Source organism: Spirillospora sp. NPDC127506 (assembly GCF_040302145.1).
GTDB lineage: Bacteria > Actinomycetota > Actinomycetes > Streptosporangiales > Streptosporangiaceae > Spirillospora.
The window spans coordinates 47,611-69,935 of sequence record NZ_JBEORG010000011.1 but is presented as its reverse complement, the minus strand read 5'-3'; the positions used below and the strand labels follow the sequence as shown (position 1 = coordinate 69,935).

The window sequence follows — 22,325 nt, the reverse complement described above, 5'->3', positions numbered from 1 at the left end:
GCCAGGGCGGCGGGGAGCCGCTAGGGCAGCAGGGAGAGGCGGTGCCGGGCCAGCGGCAGGGCCGGGTAGCACGCCTCCGGCAGGGGCTCCGCGCCGCCCAGCGCGGCGCGGAGCCTGGCCCCCGCGGCCGCGGCGTCGTAGGGCTGGACGACGCACAGCTCGGCCTGCATCGCCTGCCGCGCCGCGCCCATCAGCGCAGGGACGTCCCCGACGATCACGATCTCGGCGGGCGCGCCGCCGTAGGACAGCCGGACGGCGAGCGCGTGCATCCCGGCGGTGCCCGCGCCCGCGTAGCGGAACTCGCAGACCAGGCGGTCGCCGTCCAGCGGGCCCTCCTGGATCAGCCACGCCTGGCCGGGCACGACCCGGCCGAGCGACCCCTCCCAGGGCGCCGCCGGGACGCCGGCGAGCGCGTCGGCCGCGCGCCCCGCCGCCCTGCGCCCCTCCACCGGGCCGATCGCGGCGATCGCCCGCAGGAACGCCCGCGCGCCCGGCGTCGCCGCCGCCCGCAGGCACCCGATCAGGTCGCCGAGCGCGGCGCGCCGGCCCTGCGCGTGCGGGGCCGCCGCCTCCAGGGCGCCGAGCTGCGCCGACGCCCACACCTCCGCCTGGAGCGGGCCGTTCAGCGCGGGAAGGGCGCCGGCCTCCCGGACGTAGGCGTCGTACACCTCGCGGAGCCCCGGCAGCATCAGCTCGGGGCCTGTCGAAGACCGGGTCGCACTCACCCCATCAGGGTAGGAGACGCCCCGGCCCGCGACGTACGGGGAGGACGCACCTGGAAACGGCACGTCCCGGGCGGCCGGTGCGGCCGGGCCGCCGGGACATGCCGCGGGTCACGCGGGCGCGCGCGGGGCGCGGGTCACGCGGGGACGGTCAGCAGCGTGCGCCCCCCGCCGATCGTGCGGATCTCGAACCGGCTGATCTCCTCGGGCCGCAGCGCCGTGCCGCCCTGCAGCGCCAGCTGCGGCTGCGGCGACCCCGGCAGCCCGTAGCCCTTGGCGGGCACGGACCAGCCGACGACGGTGTGCGGGTCGCCGCGCCGGTCGACCGCGACCAGCTCGCACTCCAGCGGCCCCCGCACCTTGCTGAGCTGCATCCCGATCCGGCTGCCCCACGCCTTCTGCTGCATGGCGACCGTCCCGGTGACGCCGGTGCCCGCGTCGGTGGCCGACATCCGCTGCCCGTCCCGCAGCAGCGCGGCCGTGGTGTCGTCCTGCCGGGACGGCGGGGCCGCCCCCGTGCCGCGGTCGGCGCCGAGGGTGTACCCGGTGCCGAGCGCCCCGCCGAGCAGCACGACCCCGGCGGCGGCCGCGGCCAGCGCCCGCGCCGCGCGGTACCGCCGCCGCCTGATCCGGTGCCTCATCAAATCGGTCACCACCGCCGGCTCGGGCGGCGCCGGCATCGCGTCGGCCGGCTCGGCGATCGGCCCGATGCCGTCCAGCGTCTCGGCCAGCCCGCGCAGCGCGCCGAGCTCCTCGTGGCAGGACAGGCACGTCGACAGGTGCGCCTCGAACGCCCGGCGGTCCGGCTCCTCCAGCAGGCCGAGGGCGTAGGCGCCGACGTCGATGTGCAGCATGTCCGCGCTCATGGCGTCACGCCCCTCTCCTCCAGGGCGACGCGCAGCGCCCTGAGCGCGTAGTAGACCCGGGACTTCACGGTGCCCACGGGGATGCCGAGATGCTTGGCCGCCTCGTTGACCGAGCGGTCCCGGAAGAAGGTCTCGTTGAGGACCTCGCGGTGGGCGGGGGACAGCGCGAGGAGGGCTTCGGACACGACGACGGAGCGCAGCAGATCCTCCAACCCGTCGGGCACGCGCATGTTCTCCAGCGGGCCCTCGCCCGCCTCCTGCGGCCGTGCGTTCTTGCGCCGCTGGTCGTCGATGACGATCCGGCGGGCGACCGTCGCCAGCCACGGCAGCAGCGAGGTCGCGTTCTCGTCGAGCTGGTGCGCGCTGCGCCAGGCGCGGATCATGGTCTCCTGCACCACGTCCTCGGCCCAGTGCCGGTCGCCGCCGGTGAGGCGCAGGACGAACGACAGCAGCGGCCGCCCGTACACGCGGTACAGCTCGGTCACGATCACCTGGTCGTCCACGCCGCCGGCGGGCTGCGGGCCGCGGAACCAGCTCCACGGTCCGGGCGGGCGTTCGCGGGTGGCCGAGGCGGCCGGTGATCTGTGGGCCATCGGGGGTCTCCGGGCGGGTGCGGGGGCGGGACGACGCGGTGACCGTGTGTCGGGTGTCACGCTGGGAGGCAGTACGCGACCCCGGGGCCGCCCGGTTCAACCGAGACCGGTTTGTGGTGGATTTTCCAGATCATCCCTAACTAGTTCGCCACCTTTTCCTTACCTTCCGGGGCGGACGCCCCCGCAGCCGCGTCCAAGGGGCGTGACGATGGCGACACGATCCCCTTCTGGGAGTCCTCCGCAGGGGCGACGCTCACTCCAGGACGTGGAGCGAACGCGGGCACCGGGCCCATTCGCCCAGACAGGACCGAGGGGCGGGATCGGCACAGTGGAAGGAAACGGGGAAGCACAGCTCAGCTACCGCCTGCTGCTGGCGGTGGACATCCAGGGGTACAGCAAGCGCGACGTGCGCGAGCAGCTGCTCGCGCAGCGGCAGCTGTCCGACGCGCTCGACCGCGCGGCGCGCGGCGCCGGGCTCGACCGGGGCGGCTGGGCCAAGCAGGTCGGCGGCGACGGCGAGCTGGCCACGCTGCCGGAGGGGGTCGACCCGGCGACGGTGGCCGGCGACTTCGTCATCGGCCTCGCCGAGGCGCTGCGCGAGACCAACCGGAACGCCGGCCGGTTCCGGCTGCGGGTCCGGCTCGCGCTGCACCACGGCACACTGACCGCCGGGCCGTTCGGGCCGGCCGGCGACGCGCCCATCGTCGTGCAGCGGCTGCTGGACGCCGGGCCGCTGCGCCGGCTGCTGACCGGCGACCCGGACCGCGACCTGGCCTACGTCGTGTCGGACTCGCTGTTCGACGACGTCGTCCGGACCGGGTTCTGCGCGCTGCCGCCGCACGACTTCCAGGCGGTCAAGGTCACCGCGAAGGGCGCGGTGTTCCGCGGCCACATCCACACCGGGCGCATCCACACCGGCCGCGCCGCCCGCCGCGCCGCGCGCGGGGAGGCGGCCGCGGACGGCGAGCGCGGCGGCCCCGCCTCCGGGCCGCCGCCGCACGCCCGCGTCCTCACCCTCCCGACCCTCCCGGCCGCCGCGGCGCGGTGACCGGGAAGGGATCCGGGCGCCCGGTGGTTGTCGCCGGGAAAGCGGATCTCTTCCACGGAGGCGGACGATGGCGGACGACGCGGCGCTGGTGAAGCTGCTGAAGGACCGGGACCTCGGGGTCCTGGCCACGCTGAAGCGGGACGGGCGGCCGCAGCTGTCCAACGTCAACTACCACTACGACGAGGACCGCCGCCTCGTCCGCGTCTCCGTCACCGCCGACCGCGCCAAGACCCGCAACCTGGCCCGCGACCCGCGCGCCAGCCTGCACGTCAGCGCGGCGGACGGCTGGTCCTACACCGTCGCCGAGGGCACCGCCGAGCTGTCCGCCGTCGCCGCCGACCCGCACGACGAGGTGGTCGAGGAGCTGATCGAGGTGTACCGCGACATCCGCCGCGCCGAGCACCCCGACTGGGACGACTACCGGCGCGCCATGGTCGCCGACCGCCGCCTCGTCGTCCGCCTGCACGTCGAGCGCCTCTACGGCATCGGGCGTTGACGGCCCGCCAATAACCCTGGCGGCGCGCCTTGTGCGGGCCGTCCGCGACTGGCTACGGTTCGGTGATGATCCAGGCCACCGCCACCACCAGCGCTTCGCCCGAAGAGGTGTTCCGGCACCTGGCCGTCCCCGAGGCGTGGGGCGCCTGGGGCAAGTTCCCCACGCCCGCCAAGCAGGTGCGCAAGGGCGACACGACCACCTACGGCGTCGGGACGGTCAAGAAGATCTGGCCCGCCAGCGAGCAGACCGTCGCCTACGAGCCGTACTCGCACTTCGGCTACATCGCCCTGTCGGGCCTGCCGGTGCGCCGCTACCGCTCCGACGTGCACCTGGAGGCCCGCGGCTCCGGCACCGCCATCCGCTGGGAGGCGGTGTTCGAGCCGCTGATCCCCGGCACCGGCCCGCTCGTGGGGTTCGCGCTGGGCCTGATGCTGAAGACGTTCGTCCGGTGGCTGCCCGCGCACGCCGAGAACTGCCCGCCGGACTGCCCCGCCCGCCGCGCCGCCGGCATCTAGCCGGCGGGCAGCCCGCGGGCGGCCCGCGAGGGCGCCCGGAGTGCGGGGAAGGGCCGGAGACCGCGCGACCCCCCGCGCGGCCTCCGGCGAAAAGGTGCAGGCCGAGAGCACCCCGCAGTTCCCTCGGCCTGCACGAACCCGGCCCCCCGCCGATCCCGCTCAGACGGGATCGGGCCCGTACACCTCCCACAGCTCGCCGGCGAAGAACCGGCCGAAGTCCAGGAGCTTGCCCGGCCCGTCCGGGCCGGACGTGCGGAACGTCGTCAGCTGCCGCGCGAAGTCGGTCAGCTGGATGTGCAGCACCCCCGCCGCGACGACGTCCGCGCCGGCCTCCCCGTCCTCGCCGACGTGGCCGTCCAGCAGCCGCACGTAGAGCGTGGACGTGTCCGGCCAGATCCGCGTCGGCGGGCCGTGCTTGACGTTCTTGTACCCGCTCAGCGTCCGCCGGCGGCCCTCGCCGTCGGTGTAGAACAGCCGGTACTTCATCAGCCGCCGGTCCTCGGCGCCGTCCGCGACGAACAGGTTGAACGTCCCCCGCTCCACCGGGCAGCGGCCCCCGTGCCCGCCCGCGTCGACCCACCCCTCGGCCTTCGCCTCGTGCTCGGGGTCGGCGAGGAAGCGGTCGGCGTCGTCCGCGGTGATCGTCAGCCGGAACGACAGGGGCCTGCGGTTCTCCGCCAGCTCGCCGATCCGCGCGTCGGTCTCCCCGTAGGTGACGAACCCCTTCATCTCCTCGGTGAACGACAGCGACGTACGGCCCGCCGCCGCGGCGGACGGTCCCCGTGTCCCGCCGCGGCCCCCCGGGAGCGGGCGTGCCTCCTGCGGGGGGACGACCCCCGGCACCTCCCGCGACGGGCCGTACATCGAGCCGTTGCCCCCCGCCCCGCCGTGCGAGCCGACCCCGCCGGCCGGCTCGGCCCCCGTGGCAGACGGAGCGGTCGCGGACCCCGCCGCACGTCCCCGTGCGGGCGCGTCCTCCAGCAGCCGCGTCGCCAGCCGGTCGGCGTGCGCGGCGATGGTGAGCGAGGGGTTCGGGCCCACCGGACCCGGCATCGCCGCCCCGTCGGCGATGTAGAGGCCCGGGAACCCGAACACCTCGCCGAAGGCGTCGCAGACGCCCTCGCCCGGGTGGGCGCCCATCGGGGCGCCGCCCAGCGGATGGACGGTGATGATGCGCTTGGTGAACCACATCGGGTTGTCGTGGTAGTCGGCGCCGAGCACGTCCGCGATGCCCCGCATCGTCTTGCGGACGCGGTTGAACAGCTCTTCGCTGGTCTCGGGGTCCCAGTCGGCGGCGAGCCGCCCGCCCTTGAGGCGCAGCCGCCCGTCGGGGGTGTCGCGGCCCATGCCGAGCAGCGGCAGCGAGCTGACCGTGAGGGCGCCGTCGCCGATCAGGTCGGCGATCTCCTTGGACAGGTTCGTGTCGGGCGCGTCCTTGAAGAACTCGGTGAACCGGTTCCACAGGAACTTCACCGCGCGTTCGAAGTCGTTGCGGAGGTCGAGGCTGTCGACGATCCAGTCGGTGAAGCCGGGGTAGCCGCCGTCCTCGATGTAGGCGCCGCGGCCCGCGCCGGGCACGCCGTCCAGCTCGTCCGGCAGCCGGATCGCGGTGGTGATCACCGGCCCGCGGCTGGCGTTCAGCGGCCGGACGCGGTTGCGGTCCTTGGCGCGCAGCAGGAACGTCAGCAGGTCGCCGTTGCCGCTGAACCGGGTGCCGAGCGCCTCCGGAAGGCCCGGGAACGCGTCCCGCGACTTCAGCAGCAGGTAGGTGGTGCCGTAGGTGCCGGCGCCCAGGATCAGCCGGTCGCAGGAGATCGTCTGGACGGGCGGGCGGCTCTTCTTCGCGGTCAGGTCGGCGTGGTGGACGTAGTCGACCTCGTACCCGCCGCCCGGCCGGGGCCGGATCGCCTTCACCTCGCGCAGGGTGCGGATGTCGGCGCCGTGGTGCGCCGCCGCCGACAGGTAGGTGTGGTCGAGGCTGTTCTTGGCGCCCTCGTTGCAGCCGATGTCGCACTCGCCGCACAGCTTGCACGTCCGCCGCTCGGCGCCGTGGATGTTGCCGTAGCCGGCGTCGGCGATCGGCAGGCTCAGGCCGGGCGTGCCGCCGGGGCGGGACGCGAAGCTGACCGCGAGCGGCGGCAGCGAGATCTCCAGCCCCAGCTCGGCCGCCGCGTCCTGCATCGCGTGCGACTTCGGGGTGTCGTCGAACGGCACCCGCTCCAGCGGGTAGGGCGTCGCGCCCATCATCTTCTCGACCGCGTCGTAGTGCGGGTCGAGGTCGGCGCGGGTGACCGGCCACGGGGCGTGGCCGCCGTCCGGGCGGTCGTCGACGAACCAGCGCTCGTCCTTGCGCAGCAGCACGTTCGCGTAGATCAGCGACCCGCCGCCGAGCCCGGACGACACGACCGAGTCGCAGCCCTTGAAGCTCCAGACGTCGAACATCCCGTACAGGCCCTCGGCCGGGTCCCAGAACGCCCGGCCCATCTGGGCGGGGGAGCGGGGGAAGTCGCCCGGTGCGTACGGCTGCCCGCGCTCCAGCAGGACGACCGACCGGCCGGCCTCCGCCAGCCGGTACGCGGCGACGGACCCGCCGAACCCGGACCCGACCACCACGGCGTCGGCGTGCTCCATGGCGATCAGCCCGCCTTCCGCTTCAGGAAGTCGACGACCTGCGGGAACACCTCGGTGTCGGAGTTCGCGCCCATGAACGGGTCCTGGTGGCCGTAGCCGGGCAGGATCGCCAGCTCGTGCCGGCCCGGCGCGGCCTTCTCGAGCATGCGGTGGCAGACGATGTTGGAGTCGGTGAACACGTGGTTGCGGTCTCCGGTGAGGAACAGGATCGGCGTCGTGACCGAGTCGGCGCGCGACAGGTAGTCGTCCGGCAGGGCGGCGAAGCGCGGGTCGCGCGGGTCGTACTTGACCGCGCGGCCCTTCTTCACCATCGCGTGGATGTGCCGGTAGTAGTTGACGTTGCAGGCCCCGAACAGGTCGGGCAGCCGGCCGTGCGTGACCGGCGAGATCTTCTCGTGCGTGAAGATCGGCTTGCCGCCGCCCCACATGAAGCTGAGCATGTGGCAGGCCGGCTCGTCGCAGTCGCGGTGGAACGGTGCGACGGCCTTGGCGAGCATCCAGCCGCGCGTCAGGACGGGAGCGTTCCCGTATCGGGGGTCCAGGTGGCAGGGCCCCACGACGTACTCCATCAGCGCCGGCCCGTAGCCGAGTTTGATCCTCGACCACGGCGGGGTCCGCGGGGTCAGCGAGACGCTGTTGCAGACCAGGCTGGTGACGCCGGTGACGGTGCCGGCGGCCAGCGCCATGGAGAACGAGATCGAGCCCACGCAGTGGGTGATCACGTGGAGGCGGCGGTCGCCGATGTGGCGGCGCAGCTCGGCGAGCGCCGCGGGGTGGTCCCAGAGCGCGAGGGCGTCGAGCGTGTGGCGCTGCGTCTCGGCGTTGTAGGGGAACCGGCCGCTGATCCGCAGGTCCACCGCCCACACGTCGCCGAACCCGGCGTCGTGCAGGTAGTTCACCAGGTTGGTGTGCTCCGGCATGATGTACATGTCGCTGGACGACGTCAGGCCGTGCACCAGCAGGACGGTGTCGTCGCCGCGGTCGGCGCGGGCGCGGCGGAACCGGGTCAGGTTCAGGCCGAGCCCGTCGTCGGTCGCGAAGGGGTGCACGGAGATCTCGGCGTCGGCGACGCCCGCGTGCGTGAAGCGCGCGATCCGCTGCTGATCCATGTCCGTCTCCTCCGCTTCCTGACGCCCCAACCTTGCCAAACGCCGATATCGGCGCGGCATCGTGGAGAACCCGTACTTACGCGCGCGGACGGACCGGCTTCACGTACGGGACGTACGTGAAGTAAGAGTCGGCTCTACTCGGAACGGTTCATCGCGGTCGCGACACCGACCCGCGAGGACACGCCGATCTTGGCGAAGACGCGCGACAGGTGGGTCTCCACCGTCCGGACGCTGAGGAACAGCCGCTCGGCGATCTGCTGGTTGCTGAGGCCCTCGGCGACCAGCTGCGCGATCTCGTGCTCGCGCGGCGACAGCCCGAACGGCAGGTCCGGCTTGCCCTTGGCGGCCCTTGAGGGCGCCCCGGCGCCGGGCACCCGCACGCCGAGGCGGCGCTGCTCGCGCGCGACCTGCGCCTGCAGCCCCTTCATCCCGCACGCCTCGAAGATCTCCGCGGCGGCGCGCAGCCGCTCGCGGGCCGCGGCGCGGTCGCCGGCGGCGGCGTGCGCGAGCCCGGCGGCCAGTTCGGCGCGGCCCGCGTCGGGCCGCCGCCCGGCCTTGGCGAGCAGGTCGGCCGCCTCCGCCGCCAGCGCCGCCGACCCGGCGGGGTCGGCGGGGCGCAGCGCGTGCGCGCGGGCCAGCCGGGCCAGGCCGACGTCGCCGGTCAGCGCCGGGTTGGCGATCGCCTCGGCGATGCCGGCCCAGTTCGCCGCGTCGGCGGCGTCGTCCTGCGCGGCGCGGACGCAGGCCAGCGCCTCGGCGCAGCCGCCGAGGGTGCCGAAGTCCAGGCCCTGGTCGCCGGTGCCGCACGCGGCGATCAGCGCGGTGGCGCCCTCCTCCAGCCGGCCCTCGTTGATCACCGCGATGGCGCGGGCGACGTGCGCCATGTGCGTCCACCACTCGCCCGAGCCGGTGTCGTTGGCGACGGCCTCGTCCCCGGCGCGCAGCGCCCGCTCGTGTTCGCCCATCCAGGACGCGGTCAGGCACTGCTGGATCAGCCCGTAGGCCAGTACCTCCTGCGAGCGCAGGTCGCGGCCCACCGCGGTGGCCTCGTCGGCCGCGGCGGCGGCCTCCTCCAGCCGGCCGAGGTGGGTGAGGATGCGCGACTGCCCGGTCAGCATGTAGCCGAGCACGAACGTCTGCCCGGTCGCCCGGGTGATCGACACCAGCCGCTCGACGTGCCGCAGCGCCTCGTCGTACATGCCGAGGAAGCACTCGGCGAACACCAGCCAGGCGAAGCAGTCCAGGCAGTCGGCGAAGTCGGTGTCGGACGCGGCGGAGAAGAGCCGGTCGGCGGTCTGCGCGTAGGCGATCGCCTGCTCGACCTCGCCGCGCCCGTAGGCGACCATCGGGCGCATCGCCGCGACCGCCGCCGTCAGCCCGGGGCTCCAGCCGGGGGCGCTGTCGGGGATGGTCTCCAGGATCGCGTGCGACCCGCGCGTGTCGATCTTCTGGATGCGGTCGGCGACGAGCCGGATCCGCAGCAGGACCGCCTCCGGGGTCTGCCGGTCGGTGATGCGGCGCAGCTCGTCCAGCACGATGGCGCGGGCCTCGTGGATGCGGCCGAGCTGCCGCTCCATGATCGCGCACATGTGCACGGTCCGGGCGCGCCGCACGATGTCGTCGGGCGGCAGCAGTTCGAGCAGGGTGCGGGCGGTCTTCCGGCCCTCCTCGGCGTGCCCGCTGACGGCCTGCATGAAGGTCAGCTCGACCAGCAGCTCGACCCGGTCCGGATACCCCTCGTCGGCGGTGTCGGGCATCAGGCCGAGCGCGGCCTGCAGCCAGTACGCGGCGGTGCCGGGCGCCTGCTGGGCGACGACGCGGGCCGCCTCCACCAGCGTCCAGATCGCCTCGGCGTCGCCGAACCGCGCCGACCGCACCACGTGGTGGGCGCGCACGGCCGCCGGGGCGCCCAGCTCGGCGAGCCGCGCCGCGACCCGCGAGTGCGCGGCGATCCGCCAGCCCGCCGCCGCGGAGGCGTAGGCGACGTGCCGCACCAGGGGGTGCCGGAACCGGAACCGGCCGCCCGGCGCGGGCCGCACCACGTCGTGGCCGGTCAGCGCGTCGAGCGCGGCGAGCGCGTCGCCGGGGTCCATCTCCGCGGCGACCGCGGCGAGCTGGGGTTCGAACACGTCCGCGGCGACGGCGGCGCCGCGCGCCATCTGCTGCGCGTGCGGCGGCAGCGCGCTCAGCTCCAGCTGCAGCGCCGCCCGCACCTCCGGCGGCACCTCGGTCAGGTTCGCGACGCCCCGCTCCCAGTGCGGGTCGAGGCCGTTGCCCGCCACGGGCGCGGCGCCGCCGGCCATCTTGGCCAGCGCCTCCAGGTAGAAGGGATTGCCGCCGCTGGCCTTGAACAGCGCCTCGCAGCGGGAGCGGCTGACTTCCGGGCCGAGGAAGTCGCGCACCTCGCTCTGCGAGAGCGGCTCCACGCTGACCCGCACCCCCTGCGGGCCGGCCGCGTCCACCAGCGCCGCCAGCCGCGGCGACGCCTGCGCGGGCCGGTAGGCGACCGCGACCAGCACCCGCGCCCGCGGCGGGTGCCGGACCAGGTGGTCGAGCAGCTCGATCGTCGCGTCGTCGGCCCAGTGCAGGTCGTCCAGGATCAGCACCAGCCCGGACGGCTCGGCCAGCTCCTCCAGCAGGTGCCGGACGGTGCGGTGCAACTGGTACCGCGCGACCTGCGACTCAGGCGAGGCGGCCGGCGGCTCGCCGGTGAGGTCGGCCAGCGCGGGGAACACCGTGCCGAGCAGCCGCAGCGCCCCCGGCGGCAGGTTCAGGGCGTGCTCTTCGAGGCGGTCGTCGAGCGCGTCGACCACGGCGCCGAACGGCATCTCCTGCTCGAACTCGGCCGCGCGGCCCGCCACGAACGGCAGCTTCCGCGCGATCGCTCCGTCGGCCAGCTCGTTCAGCAGCCGCGTCTTCCCCGCGCCGGGCTCGCCGACCATCGCCAGGAACCCGTAGCCCCCCGCGGCCGCGTCCAGGACGCGGTCGATCTCCCGCAGCGCGTCCCGCCGGCCGACCAGCGGGGCGTTGCCGGAGCCTCCGGCCTCGCGCGCCGTACGACCCTGCATGTCCACATCCCAACAGCGACAGGCGGTCGATACGCCGTGATCATGCTTCTTGTGGTCTGAGAATTGCGGAATTCAACCTTATCGGGTGGAACGTCAATAAGGCGGGGCGACACACCCCTGACCGCACGTGATCCCCACGGGACGGCCCTCCTCCGTGACCGTGTGTACATAGCTATGAACGGCCCTCGGAAGCCCTATGTCAACCTCGGGTGGGTAAACCGTCGCGGCCTCGTGACATCCCGGACGCCGGCTCCGGTGCGGGCCCGGCCGCCGGCGCCGGGCCGCCGGGCTCAGCTCTCCAGGCTCAGCTCTCCAGGCCCAGCCGGACGGCGGCGTCCCGCCACCGGGAGCCGTCGCCCGACGGCTCGTACCGGCGCACGTCCTGGGTGGCCGCGACCAGCGCGCGGGCCTCGGCGAGGTCCTTGACGACGCCGTGCGCGCGGGCCTGGGCCAGCACGTTGCCGAGGGCCGTCGCCTCGACCGGCCCGGCCGCCACCGGCAGCCCGGCGGCGTCGGCGGTCAGCCGGCACAGCAGGTCGTTGCGGCTGCCGCCGCCCACCAGGTGCACGACCTCGACGTCGACGCCGGACAGCGCGGCGGCCCGGCGCAGCGCGGCGCGGTGCGCCAGGGCGAGGCTGTCCATGATGCAGCGGACGGTCTCGGCGCGGGTGGACGGCGCGGGGAACCCGCGGCGGCGGCAGTGCGCGGCGATGCGGGCCGGCATGTCGCCGGGCGGCAGGAACTCCGGGTCGTCGGGGTCGATCAGCGAGCGCAGGCCGGGGACGCGCCCGGCCTCGGCGAGCAGGGCGGGCAGGTCGGGGCCGCCCCAGGCCCGAAGGCACTCCTGGAGCAGCCACAGGCCCATGACGTTGCGCAGGTAGCGGACCGTCCCGTCCACTCCCGCCTCGTTGGTGAAGTTGGCCTCGCGGCTCTCCCGGGTCAGCACCGGCGCGTCCAGCTCGACGCCGACCAGCGACCAGGTGCCGCACGAGATGTAGCCGAACCCGCCCCCGGCGGCGGGCACGGCGGCGACGGCGGAGGCGGTGTCGTGCGAGCCGACGGCGGTGACCGGAAGCGGGCCGTGGCCGGTCTCGGCCGCCACGTCCGGGCGGAACCGCCCGATCACCGAGCCCGGGTCGCGGAGCGGCGGGAGGATCGCCGCCGGGAGGCCGAGGCGGGCGAGCAGATCGCGCGACCAGGTTCCCTCGCGCACGTCCAGCAGGCCGGTCGTGGAGGCGTTGGTGCGCTCGGCGCCGATCTCGCCGGTGAGCCAGTACGCAAGCAGGTCGGGGATGAGCAGCAGCGTGCTCGCCCGGGACAGGTCGTCCGCCGCGAGCTGGTAGATCGTGTTGAACGGCAGGAACTGCAGCCCCGACGTCCGGTAGAGGAGGTCGTCGCCCAGCTCGGCGCGGACGCGGTCCATGACGCCGTCGGTGCGGGCGTCGCGGTAGTGGACGGGGTTGCCGAGCAGGGCGCCGTCCGGGCCGAGCAGGCCGTAGTCGACCGCCCACGAGTCGATCCCGACCGACGCGAGGCCGGGCGGCGCGGCGCGCAGCCCGTCCAGGACGTTGCCGTAGAGGCCGAGGATGTCCCAGTACAGGGTGCCGCCGGCGCGGACGGGCCGGTTCGGGAACCGGCGTACCTCCTCCAGTTCGAGGGTTCCGGGGCCGACGTGCCCGGCCATCACGCGGCCGCTGGACGCGCCCAGGTCGACGGCGGCGAAAGTGGCGGCGCTCATCGGACGACCAGGACCTCCAGCGTGCGGGGCCCGTGCACGCCCTCCACCCGGGACAGCTCGATGTCGCTCGTCGCCGACGGGCCGGACACGAACGTCAGCGGGCGCGACGGGTCGAGCCGTTCGAGCGCCTCCGGCACGTCCGGCGCCACCTGCTCGGCGAGCACCACGATCAGGTGGTAGTCGGGCACGAGCGACAGGGCGCGCGGCCCCTGCGCGGCGCCGTGGTCCAGGACGATCGTGCCGGTCTCGGCGATCGCGGCGGCGCAGCCGGTGACCGCGCCCGCCACCCGGTCGAGGGACGCCACGGAGTAGTCGCGGACGAGCGACGCGTCCGTGGCCGCCGTCCATTCGGCGGGCAGGTCGGACGGGACGCCGTACGGGCCGGGGCGGGCCGCCAGCCGCTCCGCGACCGCCGAGGCGACCTCCGACTCCGCCACCCGCAGGACGGTCGCGCGGTAGTCGGCGACCCGCTCGGCGAACAGGTCGAGGACGCCGTCGTCGTCATGGTGGCGGCGCAGGTAGGAGCGGTCGATCCGGGCGTAGGAGGCCGCGACCTCGGCGGCCGGGCGGGTGGGCGCGACGCCCTCGATGCGGCGCAGGATCTCCTCGCGCGCGGTCACCGGCCGTCCTCCTTCCGTCCGCCGCCGGTGCGGGCCCACCAGGCGCGGAACGACTCCTTCGGCGGGGCGGGCGCGTCCCGCGTCTCGGTCCAGGCGTTCAGCGGCCCCGGCAGCCGCCGTATCCGGCCGCCGCGCCCGACGATCCGGCGGCTCGCGGACGCGCCGCGCTGCGCGAGCGCCAGCCGGGTCGGGGAGCGCAGCGTCCACCCGGCCGCCTTCATCGCGACCCGTTCCAGCGGATGCCGCGGACCCTTCTCCACCGCGCGCGCCCGCAGATGCACGAGCACTTCGGGGATGTCGATCGCGACGGGGCACGCCTCGAAGCACGCCCCGCACAGCGACGACGCGAAGGGCAGGGAGGCGTCCACGTCCGAGCCGATGCCCCTGATCTGCGGCGACAGGATCGCGCCGATCGGCCCCGGGTACGGCGACCCGTAGGCGTGGCCGCCCGCGCGCTGGTAGACCGGGCACACGTTCAGGCACGCCGAGCAGCGGATGCAGCGCAGCGCCTGCCGCCCCACCTCGTCGGCGAGCGTGGCCGTGCGGCCGTTGTCCAGCAGCACGAGGTGGAAGTCGCGCGGGCCGTCGCCGGGGGTGACGCCCGTCCAGGCGGAGGTGTAGGGGTTCATCCGCTCGGCCGTCGACGAGCGGGGCAGCAGCTGCAGGAACACCTCCAGGTCCCGCCAGCTCGGCACGATCTTCTCCACGCCCATCACCGAGATCAGCGTCTCCGGGAGCGTCAGGCACATCCGCCCGTTGCCCTCCGACTCCAGGACGACGAGCGTGCCGGTGTCGGCGACCGCGAAGTTCACGCCCGACACGGCGACCTTCGCCGACAGGAACTTGGCGCGCAGGTGCCGCCGCGCCGCCTCGGCCAGCGCCGCGGGGGAGTCGGTCAGCCCCTCGGGCGCGTCGTCCATCGCGCGCAGGAAGATGTCGCGGATGTCGGACCGGTTCCGGTGGATGGCCGGGACGAGGATGTGCGACGGCCGGTCGCCGCCGAGCTGGACGATCAGCTCGGCGAGGTCGGTCTCGTAGGCGGTGACGCCCTCCTCGGCGAGGTACTCGTTCAGCCCGATCTCCTGCGTGGCCATCGACTTGACCTTGACGACCTCGGTCTCGCCGGTCGCCTTCACCAGGTCCGCGACGATCCGGTTGGCCTCGCCGGCGTCGCGCGCCCAGTGCACCGTCCCGCCGGCCTCGGTGACCTTCTCCTCCAGCAGCCGCAGGTAGTGGCCGAGGTTCGCGAGGACGTGGTCCTTGATCTGCTTGCCCGCCTCGCGCAGCGCGGGCCAGTCGGCCAGCTCCGCGACCGCGGCGGCGCGCTTGTCGCGGATCGTGGTGGTCGCGTGCGCGAGGTTGCCGCGCAGCCGGGTGTCCGCCACCGCCCGCCTGGCCGCGTCCGGGAACGACGGCATCCCGACATAGGTGGGCATGGCGGAGTCGGGCATGGAGGAAGAGGCGGGCCTGGAAGAAGACGTCATGACGGGTCCTCCTCGGTCGACGCGAGGATCTCGGCCAGGTGGATCGTCCGCACCCCCGCGCGGGTGCGGGTGAGCGCGCCGCCGATGTGCATCAGGCACGAGTTGTCGGCCGCGCACAGCACCTCGGCCCCCGTCCGCCGGACGGCGGTGACCTTGTCCGCGCACATCGCGGCCGACACCTCGGCGTTCTTCAGCGCGAACGTCCCGCCGAACCCGCAGCACTCCGCCGCGTCCGGCAGGTCGGCCAGCTCGATGCCGCGGACCTCGCGCAGCAGCCGCAGCGGCCGGTCGCCGACGCGCAGCATCCGCAGCGAGTGGCACGTCGGGTGGTAGGTGACGCGGTGCGGGAAGTACGCGCCGACGTCGGTGACGCCGAGGACGTCCACCAGGAACTCCGACAGCTCGTGCACGCGGGAGGCGACCCCGGCGGTGCGCGGCGCCAGCCGCGGATGCCAGTCCCGGACCATCGCGGCGCACGACGCGGACGGCGCCACCACCGCGTCGTAGGGCTCGAACGTCTCCGCGAACCCCTTCACCAGGTGCAGCGCCTGCTCCCGGTACCCGGTGTTGAGGTGCATCTGCCCGCAGCAGGTCTGCGACTCGGGGAACTCCACGTCGTGGCCGAGCCGCCGCAGCAGCCGCACCATCGCCTTCCCCGTCTCGGGGAACATCGTGTCGTTGACGCAGGTGAGGAACAGCGCGACCTTCATCCGCGCCTCCGCCGGGGGACGACCCCCCGCACCCTCGGGTTCGCCGTGCTCATGATGGGCCTCCGGACGCTGAACGGCTGGACTCGCGGACGACCAGTTCGGGCTGGAACATGACCTGCTGGTGGGCGTGCCCGGCCGACTCGTCGCACTCCTCCAGCAGCAGCTCGGTCGCGATGCGGCCGAGCTGGTAGGTCGGCTGCCGCACCGAGCTGAGGGGGACGGCGGCGGCCGCCGAGAACTCGATGTCGTCGTACCCGATCAAGGCCACGTCAGTCGGCACCTTGATCCCGGCCTGCAGCAGGACGCGCAGCACCCCGAGCGCGAGCAGGTCGTTCGCGCAGAAGATCGCGTCCGGCAGCGGCGGGCCCGTCTCCAGCAGCCGCCGCGCCGCCTCCTGCCCCGACCGCGCGTTCATCGCGCCGACCGGGACCTCGCGCATCGCCTCGCGGCCGAGCCCGGCGGCGCGCAGCGCCCGCAGCGCGCCCCTGCGCCGGTCGGCGCACTGCCGCAGCACCATCGGCCCGGTGACGAACGCCAGCGTGCGGGCCCCGCCGTCGAGCAGCTCGCGGACCGCCAGCTCGCCGCCCGCCACGTCGTCGACGGCGACCGAGCACTGGTTGGCCCGCGGCGTCGGATGGTCGAGCAGCACCACCGGGACGTTGCGCTCCCGCAGCCGGTCGGCGGTCTCCCCGTCGTCGCCGAACGGGGTCAGCAGCACGCCGCGCACCCGCTGCTCGGCGAACACCCGCAGGTTGCGCTGCTCCCGCTCCGCCGACTCGGCCGACGACGCCAGCAGCACCGCGTAGCCGCGCTCGCTGGCGATGTCCTCCACGCCGCGCGCCACGTCGGTGAAGAACGGGTTGGCGAGGTCGAGGACCATCAGCCCCAGCGTGCTGCTGTGCCCGGCGCGCAGCGTGGACGCCGAGCCGTTGCGGACGAACCCCAGCTCGCGGATCGCCTGCTCGACGCGGGCGCGGGTCGCCTCGGCGACCCGTTCGGGCCGGTTGAGCACGTTGGACACGGTGCCGGGGGAGACGCCGGCGCGCTCCGCGACCTGCTTGATGCCGACCGTCCTGCTCAATGCGCGTCCCCCGGTCCGTCCGTCTGTGTCGCCGCTCACTTTGGGTCATGTCATTAAAACGTGTCAACCCCAGAGTCGGAACCCCGGGCGGCCGGATCCCGGCCGCGCGGCCCCGGCGGGACGACTTCGGAAAGTTCCGCCGCCCTTGTCCGGACGGTGTTTTCGCCGCTTCCGGCCGGGTCTTCGAACGGATCCCCTCTTGACGGGTGCTCCGGGTCACATCTAGCGTCCTGCGCAACATCACGTTAAAACGTTTTTCAGCTGCGGGAAACCGACGTCCCCCGCGAGGAGGGCCGCCATGAACGCACCGGGCCGGTCGGCGCCGCCGACATTGGCACTGGTCAACGTGAGCAAGTCGTTCGGCGCCGTGCGCGCCCTGCAGGGCGTCACGCTGGAGCTGCACGCGGGCGAGGTGCACGCCCTCGCCGGCGAGAACGGGGCCGGCAAGTCCACGGTCGTAAAAACGTTCGCAGGAGTGCACCGCCCCGACGCGGGCGAGGTCCGCGTGGACGGGGAGCCGGTGGTCTTCGGCGGCCCCGCCGACGCGCAGGCCGCGGGCGTCGCCGTCATCTACCAGGAGCCCACGCTGTTCCCCGACCTGTCGGTCGCCGAGAACATCTTCATGGGCCGCCAGCCCCGCGCCGCGCTCGGCCGCATCGACCGCCGCGCGATGCACGCCGAGACCGCGAGGCTCTTCGAGCGGCTCGGCGTCGCGCTGGACCCGCAGCAGCCCGCCCGCGGCCTGTCGATCGCCGACCAGCAGGTCGTCGAGATCGCCAAGGCCATCTCCCGGGACGCGCGGGTCCTCATCATGGACGAGCCCACCGCCGCGCTCACCGGCCAGGAGGTCGCCCGCCTGTTCGCGGTGACCCGCACGCTGCGCGACCAGGGCTGCGCGGTGCTGTTCATCTCGCACCGGCTGGAGGAGATCTTCGAGCTCTGCCGGCGGGTCACGACCCTGCGCGACGGCGCCCACGTCGGCACCGACCTCACCGAGGACATCACCCCGGACGACCTCGTCCGCCGGATGGTCGGCCGCGACCTCGACGCCCTCTACCCCAAGCAGGACGTGACGCCCGGCGAGGTCGCGCTCAAGGTCAGCCGGCTGACCCGCGAGGGCGCCTTCACCGACGTCTCCTTCGAGGTCCGCCGCGGCGAGATCGTCGCGCTGGCCGGGCTGGTCGGCGCCGGCCGCAGCGAGGTCGCCCGCGCGATCTTCGGGGTGGACCGCTGGGACGCCGGCGCCGTCGAGGTGCAGGGGCGCGCCCTGCCCGCGGGCAGCCCCACCGCCGCGATGTCGGCCGGGCTCGCGCTCGTCCCCGAGGACCGCCGCCAGCAGGGCCTCGTCATGGACATGTCCATCGAGCGGAACATGGGCCTCACCCAGCTGAAGGCGCTGCGCCGCGCCACCGGGCGCGGCGGCCTGATCTCCCGGCGGGTCGAGCGGGACCGCGCCGCCGACTGGGGGCTGCGGCTCCGGCTCAAGTACTCCCGGCTCAGCGACGCCGTCGGCGTCCTGTCCGGCGGGAACCAGCAGAAGGTCGTGCTCGCCAAGTGGCTCGCCACCGAGCCCGCCGTGCTCATCGTGGACGAGCCGACCCGCGGCATCGACGTCGGCACCAAGGCCGAGGTGCACCGGCTGCTGTCGGAGCTGGCCGCGCAGGACCTCGCGGTGCTGATGATCTCCTCCGACCTGCCGGAGGTGCTCGGCATGGCCGACCGCGTCCTCGTCATGCACGAGGGGCGGCTCACCGCCGAGATCGCCCGCGCGGACGCGACCGAGGAGAGCGTGATGGCCGCGGCCACCGGCCGCGCGGGAACGGGGGAGGCGGCATGACGACCGCAGCGGAGCGAGGATCGGCATGCCGCCCCCGCGGGGGTCTGGGGGTCGTCCCCCAGATGGGCGGGGTTGTGACGACCGCAGCGGAGCGAGGATCGGCATGCCGCCCCTGCGGGGGTCTGGGGGTCGTCCCCCAGATGGGCGGGGTCGTCCCCCAGATGGGCGGTGCCCGATGACCGTTCTCACCGAGACTCCGGCGCGGCCGGGCGGCGCGGGCGGCCCGGCGGGCGGCGGCCGCCGCCTGGTCGAGCTGGTGCTGCGCGCCCGCGAGATGAGCATCCTCGGCGGCCTCGTCGTCCTGGTCGTCGCGACCACGATCGCCAACCCGCGGTTCCTGTCCGGGCAGGGCGTCAAGGACATCTTCCTCAACGCCTCCATCCTCGTGCTGCTCGCCGTGGGGCAGACGGTGGTCGTGGTGACCCGCAACATCGACCTGTCGGTCGGGTCCGTCGTCGGGCTCGTCGCGTTCAGCGCCGGCAAGTTCGCCGCCGAGGGCGGCCACGGCGTCGTGCCGGTGCTGCTCTTCGGCGTCGCGATCGGGCTGGCGTGCGGGCTGGCCAACGGGCTGCTGGTCAGCTTCTGCCGCGTCCCCTCCCTCGTCGTCACGCTCGGCACGCTGTACGTGATCCAGGGCCTGGACTACCGCATCGCCCACGGGCAGCAGATCGGCGCCGCCGAGCTGCCGTCCTCGGTGCTGAAGCTCGGCAACGACGGGATCCTCGGCGTCCCCTACCTGCCGATCGTCACCGTCGCGGTGATGCTGGCGGCCGGGTACTACCTGCGCTCCTACTCGTCCGGGCGCGAGTTCTACGCGATCGGGTCCAGCCCTGAGGCCGCGCGGCTCGCGGGCGTGCCGATCCGCCGCCGCGTCCTCACCGCCTACCTGGTCAGCGGCGCGCTCGCCGGCCTGGCCGGGGTGCTGTGGCTCGCCCGGTTCGGCACCGTCGTCGCGGACGCCGCGCACGGCTGGGAGCTGACGGTCGTCGCGGCCGTCGTCGTCGGCGGCGTCGCCATCACCGGCGGCGTCGGGACGGTGTACGGGGCCGCGCTCGGCGGCCTGCTGCTCACCACCATCGGCAGCGTGCTGGTGGTGCTCAAGGTCAACTCGTTCTGGCAGGACGCGATCACCGGCGTCCTGCTGCTGCTCGCCATCAGCGTGGACCGGCTGCTGGCGCTGCGCGTCACCCGGGCGCTGAAGCAGCGGTCCCTCGAATCCGCCGCGCACCGGGACGCCGCGGAGACGGTCCCGCAGGAGAAGGAGGGACGGGCATGAGCCGCCTCGGAGGGCTGATGCGGTGGGAGACCGCCGTCACCGCCCTGCTGGTCGTGGTGTTCGCCGGCGGCGCCGGGTTCTCGCCCGACTTCGCCAGTGACGACAACCTGTCGTTCGCGCTGGACGACCTGTCGGAGATCGCGCTGATCGCGCTGCCGATGACGCTGCTGGTCGTGTGCGGGCAGGTCGACCTGTCGGTGGCCTCGGTCCTCGGGCTGTGCAGCGCGCTCACCGGCAAGATGTGGGACGGCGGCATGGCGATCGAGACGATCATCCCGATCGTGCTCGTCGTGGGCCTCGTCTGCGGCCTGGTCAACGGGCTGCTCGTGACCAGGCTGGGGCTGCCGTCCCTGGCCGTGACGATCGGCACGATGACCCTCTACCGGGGGCTCGCGTACGTGACGCTCGGCACCGGGGCCGTCTCGGAGTTCCCGTTCGCCTACACCGACCTCGCCACCTCGTCCGTCCCCGGCACCCCGATCCCGTATCCGATCGCGCTGTTCGTCCTGCTGGCCGCCGCGACCGGAGTCGTCCTGCACGCCACCGGCGTCGGCCGGTCGCTGTTCGCGATCGGCGCGCAGGAGGACGCCGCCTACTTCGCCGGCATCCGGGTCAAGCGCATCAAGCTGATCCTGTTCACGGTGTCCGGCCTGGTCGCCGGGTTCGCGGGCATCGTCTACACGCTCCGCTACGGCAGCGCCCGCGCCGACAACGGCCTCGGCCTGGAGCTCGCCGTCATCGCGGCGGTGCTGCTCGGCGGCGTCGACTTCGACGGCGGCAAGGGCACGCTCGGCGGCGTCATCGCGGCCGTGCTGCTCATCGGCCTGCTCCGCAACCTGCTGATGCTCAACGACGTCTCCACCGAGGTCCAGTCGATCGTCACCGGGCTGCTCCTCATCGTCAGCGTCCTCACCCCGCGGCTGATCGCCGTGGCCCGCGACGCGCGAGGGAGGCGGCGGGGCGCGAGACCCGCGGCCCCCGCCCCCACCTGACCCCTTGAGACACGTCCCCCCGCCGCATTCCTCCCGACCCCGAAAGGCAATCGTGATGACCATTCGTCTGCGCGCCCCGCGCCGGCTGGCGGCCGTCGCCACGGCGAGCGTCCTGGCCCTCGGCATGGCCGCCTGCGGCGGCACGACCAAGAACGACTCCGGCTCCGGGGAGGCCAAGGCCGCCGGAGGCAACGCCACGGCGAACCCGAACGCGCCGCTGAAGAAGGGCCTGAAGCTGGCGTTCCTCCCCAAGCAGGTCAACAACCCCTACGAGACGATCGTCGACAACGCCGGCATCGGCGCGGCCAAGGAGTTCGGCGCGGAGGCCAAGGAGGTCGGCCCGTCCGACGCGTCCGCGTCCTCCCAGGTCTCCTACATCAACACGCTCATCCAGCAGCGGCACGACGCGATCCTCATCGCCGCCAACGACGAGAACGCGGTGTGCGGCCCGCTGAAGCAGGCGATGGCCAAGAACATCAAGATCGTCGCCTACGACTCCGACACCAACCCCGAGTGCCGGGACGTGTTCATCAACCAGGCCAGCTCCGAGGAGATCGGCCGCAGCGAGGTCAAGCTCCTCGCCGAGCAGATCGGCCACGAGGGCGAGATCGCGATCCTGTCGGCGACGGCGAACGCCACGAACCAGAACACCTGGATCAAGTTCATGAAGGACGAGCTCGCCAAGCCCGAGTACTCGAAGATGAAGCTCGTCAAGGTCGCCTACGGCGACGACGACGACCAGAAGTCGTTCCAGCAGACGCAGGGCCTGCTGCAGGCGTACCCCAACCTCAAGGGCATCATCTCGCCGACCACCGTCGGCATCGCCGCCGCGGCCCGCTACATCTCCGGCTCCAAGTACAAGGGCAAGGTCGTGCTGACCGGCCTCGGCACCCCCGACCAGATGCGCAAGTTCGTCAAGGACGGCACGGTCGAGAAATTCGAGCTGTGGGACCCCAAGAACCTCGGCTACCTGGCCGCCTACGCGGCGGCGGCGCTGTCGTCCGGCCAGATCACCGGAGCCGAGGGCGAGAAGTTCAAGGCCGGCAAGCTCGGCGAGCGCACGATCGGCTCGGGCGGCGAGGTCATCCTCGGCCCGCCCACCGTCTTCGACGCCAAGAACATCGACGACTACCACTTCTGAGGACGAGCGGAGCGGCCCGCGGGGCGGCGGACGCCGCCCCGCGGGCGGAAAGGCTGATCGGCCCATGCCCGAACGCACGAAGCGCGTCTGCTTCCTGCTGAAGGTCCGGCAGGACCGCCTGGAGGAGTACAAGGAGCGCCACCGGGCGGTCTGGCCCGACATGTTGAACGCGCTGCGCGACACCGGCTGGCGCAACTACTCGCTGTTCCTGCGGGAGGACGGCCTCCTCGTCGGCTACCTGGAGACCGACGACTTCCAGGCCGCCCAGGAGGCGATGGCCCGCACCGAGGTCAACGCCCGCTGGCAGGCGGAGATGGCGCAGTACTTCGAGGACCTCGACGGCCGCCCCGACGAGGGCATGCGGCCGCTCGCCGAGGTCTTCCACCTGGATTGAGAGA

At 73.9% G+C, this 22,325-nt stretch carries 19 protein-coding genes; 8 read left to right on the top strand and 11 right to left on the bottom strand.

The features are described 5' to 3' along the window. Positions 1-20: 20 nt before the first annotated feature. The 3 genes from ABTW95_RS13675 to ABTW95_RS13665 form a co-directional block, all read right to left on the bottom strand. Positions 21-725, bottom strand: a complete 705-nt coding sequence (locus ABTW95_RS13675) for a hypothetical protein (RefSeq protein WP_396454046.1) — start codon at positions 723-725, stop codon at positions 21-23. A 134-nt stretch (positions 726-859) separates the two neighbouring features. After that, positions 860-1,588 carry an anti-sigma factor family protein gene (locus ABTW95_RS13670; RefSeq protein ID WP_500226402.1) on the bottom strand — a complete coding sequence of 243 codons (729 nt, stop codon included), beginning with the start codon at positions 1,586-1,588 and terminating at the stop codon, positions 860-862. Further along, positions 1,585-2,181, bottom strand: coding sequence for a sigma-70 family RNA polymerase sigma factor (locus ABTW95_RS13665; protein WP_500226401.1), 597 nt, complete (start codon positions 2,179-2,181; stop codon positions 1,585-1,587). The genes ABTW95_RS13670 and ABTW95_RS13665 overlap by 4 nt, the downstream gene beginning before the upstream one ends. A gap of 328 nt (positions 2,182-2,509) precedes the next feature. Here ABTW95_RS13665 and ABTW95_RS13660 point away from each other — a divergent pair, with 328 nt between their 5' ends. From ABTW95_RS13660 to ABTW95_RS13650, 3 genes are all read left to right on the top strand, one after another. Beyond that, positions 2,510-3,229: a hypothetical protein gene (locus tag ABTW95_RS13660; RefSeq protein ID WP_396454042.1), complete on the top strand. Its 720-nt coding sequence runs from the start codon at positions 2,510-2,512 to the stop codon at positions 3,227-3,229. A gap of 67 nt (positions 3,230-3,296) precedes the next feature. Further along, complete coding sequence (locus ABTW95_RS13655; RefSeq protein WP_396446892.1) at positions 3,297-3,725, top strand: PPOX class F420-dependent oxidoreductase; 429 nt, start codon at positions 3,297-3,299, stop codon at positions 3,723-3,725. Between the two features lie 65 nt (positions 3,726-3,790). Then, positions 3,791-4,240, top strand: coding sequence for an SRPBCC family protein (locus ABTW95_RS13650; protein ID WP_396446893.1), 450 nt, complete (start codon positions 3,791-3,793; stop codon positions 4,238-4,240). A 159-nt stretch (positions 4,241-4,399) separates the two neighbouring features. On the opposite strand, the gene ABTW95_RS13645 is transcribed toward ABTW95_RS13650, so the two are convergent. From ABTW95_RS13645 to ABTW95_RS13610, 8 genes are all read right to left on the bottom strand, one after another. Further along, complete coding sequence (locus ABTW95_RS13645; RefSeq protein WP_500226400.1) at positions 4,400-6,871, bottom strand: GMC oxidoreductase; 2,472 nt, start codon at positions 6,869-6,871, stop codon at positions 4,400-4,402. A gap of 5 nt (positions 6,872-6,876) precedes the next feature. Continuing rightward, positions 6,877-7,980: an alpha/beta hydrolase gene (locus ABTW95_RS13640; RefSeq protein WP_396446896.1), complete on the bottom strand. Its 1,104-nt coding sequence runs from the start codon at positions 7,978-7,980 to the stop codon at positions 6,877-6,879. Between the two features lie 134 nt (positions 7,981-8,114). Beyond that, on the bottom strand, positions 8,115-11,048 hold the full coding sequence (locus ABTW95_RS13635; RefSeq protein ID WP_500226399.1) for a helix-turn-helix transcriptional regulator: 2,934 nt from the start codon (positions 11,046-11,048) through the stop codon (positions 8,115-8,117). Between the two features lie 304 nt (positions 11,049-11,352). Continuing rightward, the gene (locus tag ABTW95_RS13630; protein WP_500226398.1) at positions 11,353-12,786 is read right to left on the bottom strand and encodes a rhamnulokinase; all 1,434 of its coding nucleotides are present in this window, start codon (positions 12,784-12,786) and stop codon (positions 11,353-11,355) included. Then, on the bottom strand, positions 12,783-13,406 hold the full coding sequence (locus ABTW95_RS13625; RefSeq protein WP_500226397.1) for a LutC/YkgG family protein: 624 nt from the start codon (positions 13,404-13,406) through the stop codon (positions 12,783-12,785). Before ABTW95_RS13625 ends, ABTW95_RS13630 begins: the two co-directional genes overlap by 4 nt. Next, positions 13,403-14,824, bottom strand: coding sequence for a LutB/LldF family L-lactate oxidation iron-sulfur protein (locus ABTW95_RS13620; protein WP_500226448.1), 1,422 nt, complete (start codon positions 14,822-14,824; stop codon positions 13,403-13,405). The genes ABTW95_RS13625 and ABTW95_RS13620 overlap by 4 nt, the downstream gene beginning before the upstream one ends. Positions 14,825-14,886: 62 nt before the next feature. Continuing rightward, positions 14,887-15,600 (bottom strand): (Fe-S)-binding protein, encoded by a 714-nt coding sequence (locus tag ABTW95_RS13615; RefSeq protein ID WP_396446900.1) that lies wholly within the window; start codon positions 15,598-15,600, stop codon positions 14,887-14,889. A gap of 49 nt (positions 15,601-15,649) precedes the next feature. Beyond that, positions 15,650-16,681, bottom strand: a complete 1,032-nt coding sequence (locus tag ABTW95_RS13610) for a LacI family DNA-binding transcriptional regulator (RefSeq protein WP_396446901.1) — start codon at positions 16,679-16,681, stop codon at positions 15,650-15,652. Positions 16,682-16,979: 298 nt separating this feature from the next. On the opposite strand from ABTW95_RS13610, the gene ABTW95_RS13605 reads away from it, so the two are divergent. The 5 genes from ABTW95_RS13605 to ABTW95_RS13585 all read left to right on the top strand — a co-directional run bounded on the left by ABTW95_RS13605 (position 16,980) and on the right by ABTW95_RS13585 (position 22,321). After that, positions 16,980-18,518: a sugar ABC transporter ATP-binding protein gene (locus tag ABTW95_RS13605; RefSeq protein WP_396446902.1), complete on the top strand. Its 1,539-nt coding sequence runs from the start codon at positions 16,980-16,982 to the stop codon at positions 18,516-18,518. Positions 18,519-18,693: 175 nt separating this feature from the next. Next, entirely contained in the window at positions 18,694-19,794 is a 1,101-nt protein-coding gene (locus ABTW95_RS13600; protein WP_396446903.1) for an ABC transporter permease, read from the top strand. Continuing rightward, positions 19,791-20,786 (top strand): ABC transporter permease, encoded by a 996-nt coding sequence (locus ABTW95_RS13595; RefSeq protein WP_396446904.1) that lies wholly within the window; start codon positions 19,791-19,793, stop codon positions 20,784-20,786. The genes ABTW95_RS13600 and ABTW95_RS13595 overlap by 4 nt, the downstream gene beginning before the upstream one ends. A 55-nt stretch (positions 20,787-20,841) precedes the next feature. Next, entirely contained in the window at positions 20,842-21,927 is a 1,086-nt protein-coding gene (gene rhaS / locus ABTW95_RS13590; protein WP_396446905.1) for a rhamnose ABC transporter substrate-binding protein, read from the top strand. A 64-nt stretch (positions 21,928-21,991) separates the two neighbouring features. Then, positions 21,992-22,321: an L-rhamnose mutarotase gene (locus ABTW95_RS13585; protein ID WP_500226396.1), complete on the top strand. Its 330-nt coding sequence runs from the start codon at positions 21,992-21,994 to the stop codon at positions 22,319-22,321. Positions 22,322-22,325 lie beyond the last annotated feature (4 nt).

Excerpts from the sequence above, each read along its gene's own strand:
- ABTW95_RS13650 (WP_396446893.1), top strand. The coding sequence starts at position 3,791 with ATGATCCAGGCCACCGCCACCACCAGCGCTTCGCCCGAAGAGGTGTTC.
- rhaS (WP_396446905.1), top strand. The coding sequence starts at position 20,842 with ATGACCATTCGTCTGCGCGCCCCGCGCCGGCTGGCGGCCGTCGCCACG.
- ABTW95_RS13645 (WP_500226400.1), bottom strand. The coding sequence starts at position 6,871 with ATGGAGCACGCCGACGCCGTGGTGGTCGGGTCCGGGTTCGGCGGGTCC.
- ABTW95_RS13620 (WP_500226448.1), bottom strand. The coding sequence starts at position 14,824 with ATGCCGTCGTTCCCGGACGCGGCCAGGCGGGCGGTGGCGGACACCCGG.
- ABTW95_RS13630 (WP_500226398.1), bottom strand. The coding sequence starts at position 12,786 with ATGAGCGCCGCCACTTTCGCCGCCGTCGACCTGGGCGCGTCCAGCGGC.
- ABTW95_RS13665 (WP_500226401.1), bottom strand. The coding sequence starts at position 2,181 with ATGGCCCACAGATCACCGGCCGCCTCGGCCACCCGCGAACGCCCGCCC.
- ABTW95_RS13595 (WP_396446904.1), top strand. The coding sequence starts at position 19,791 with ATGAGCCGCCTCGGAGGGCTGATGCGGTGGGAGACCGCCGTCACCGCC.
- ABTW95_RS13655 (WP_396446892.1), top strand. The coding sequence starts at position 3,297 with ATGGCGGACGACGCGGCGCTGGTGAAGCTGCTGAAGGACCGGGACCTC.
- ABTW95_RS13605 (WP_396446902.1), top strand. The coding sequence starts at position 16,980 with ATGAACGCACCGGGCCGGTCGGCGCCGCCGACATTGGCACTGGTCAAC.
- ABTW95_RS13585 (WP_500226396.1), top strand. The coding sequence starts at position 21,992 with ATGCCCGAACGCACGAAGCGCGTCTGCTTCCTGCTGAAGGTCCGGCAG.
- ABTW95_RS13600 (WP_396446903.1), top strand. The coding sequence starts at position 18,694 with ATGACCGTTCTCACCGAGACTCCGGCGCGGCCGGGCGGCGCGGGCGGC.
- ABTW95_RS13640 (WP_396446896.1), bottom strand. The coding sequence starts at position 7,980 with ATGGATCAGCAGCGGATCGCGCGCTTCACGCACGCGGGCGTCGCCGAC.
- ABTW95_RS13635 (WP_500226399.1), bottom strand. The coding sequence starts at position 11,048 with ATGCAGGGTCGTACGGCGCGCGAGGCCGGAGGCTCCGGCAACGCCCCG.
- ABTW95_RS13670 (WP_500226402.1), bottom strand. The coding sequence starts at position 1,588 with ATGAGCGCGGACATGCTGCACATCGACGTCGGCGCCTACGCCCTCGGC.
- ABTW95_RS13615 (WP_396446900.1), bottom strand. The coding sequence starts at position 15,600 with ATGAAGGTCGCGCTGTTCCTCACCTGCGTCAACGACACGATGTTCCCC.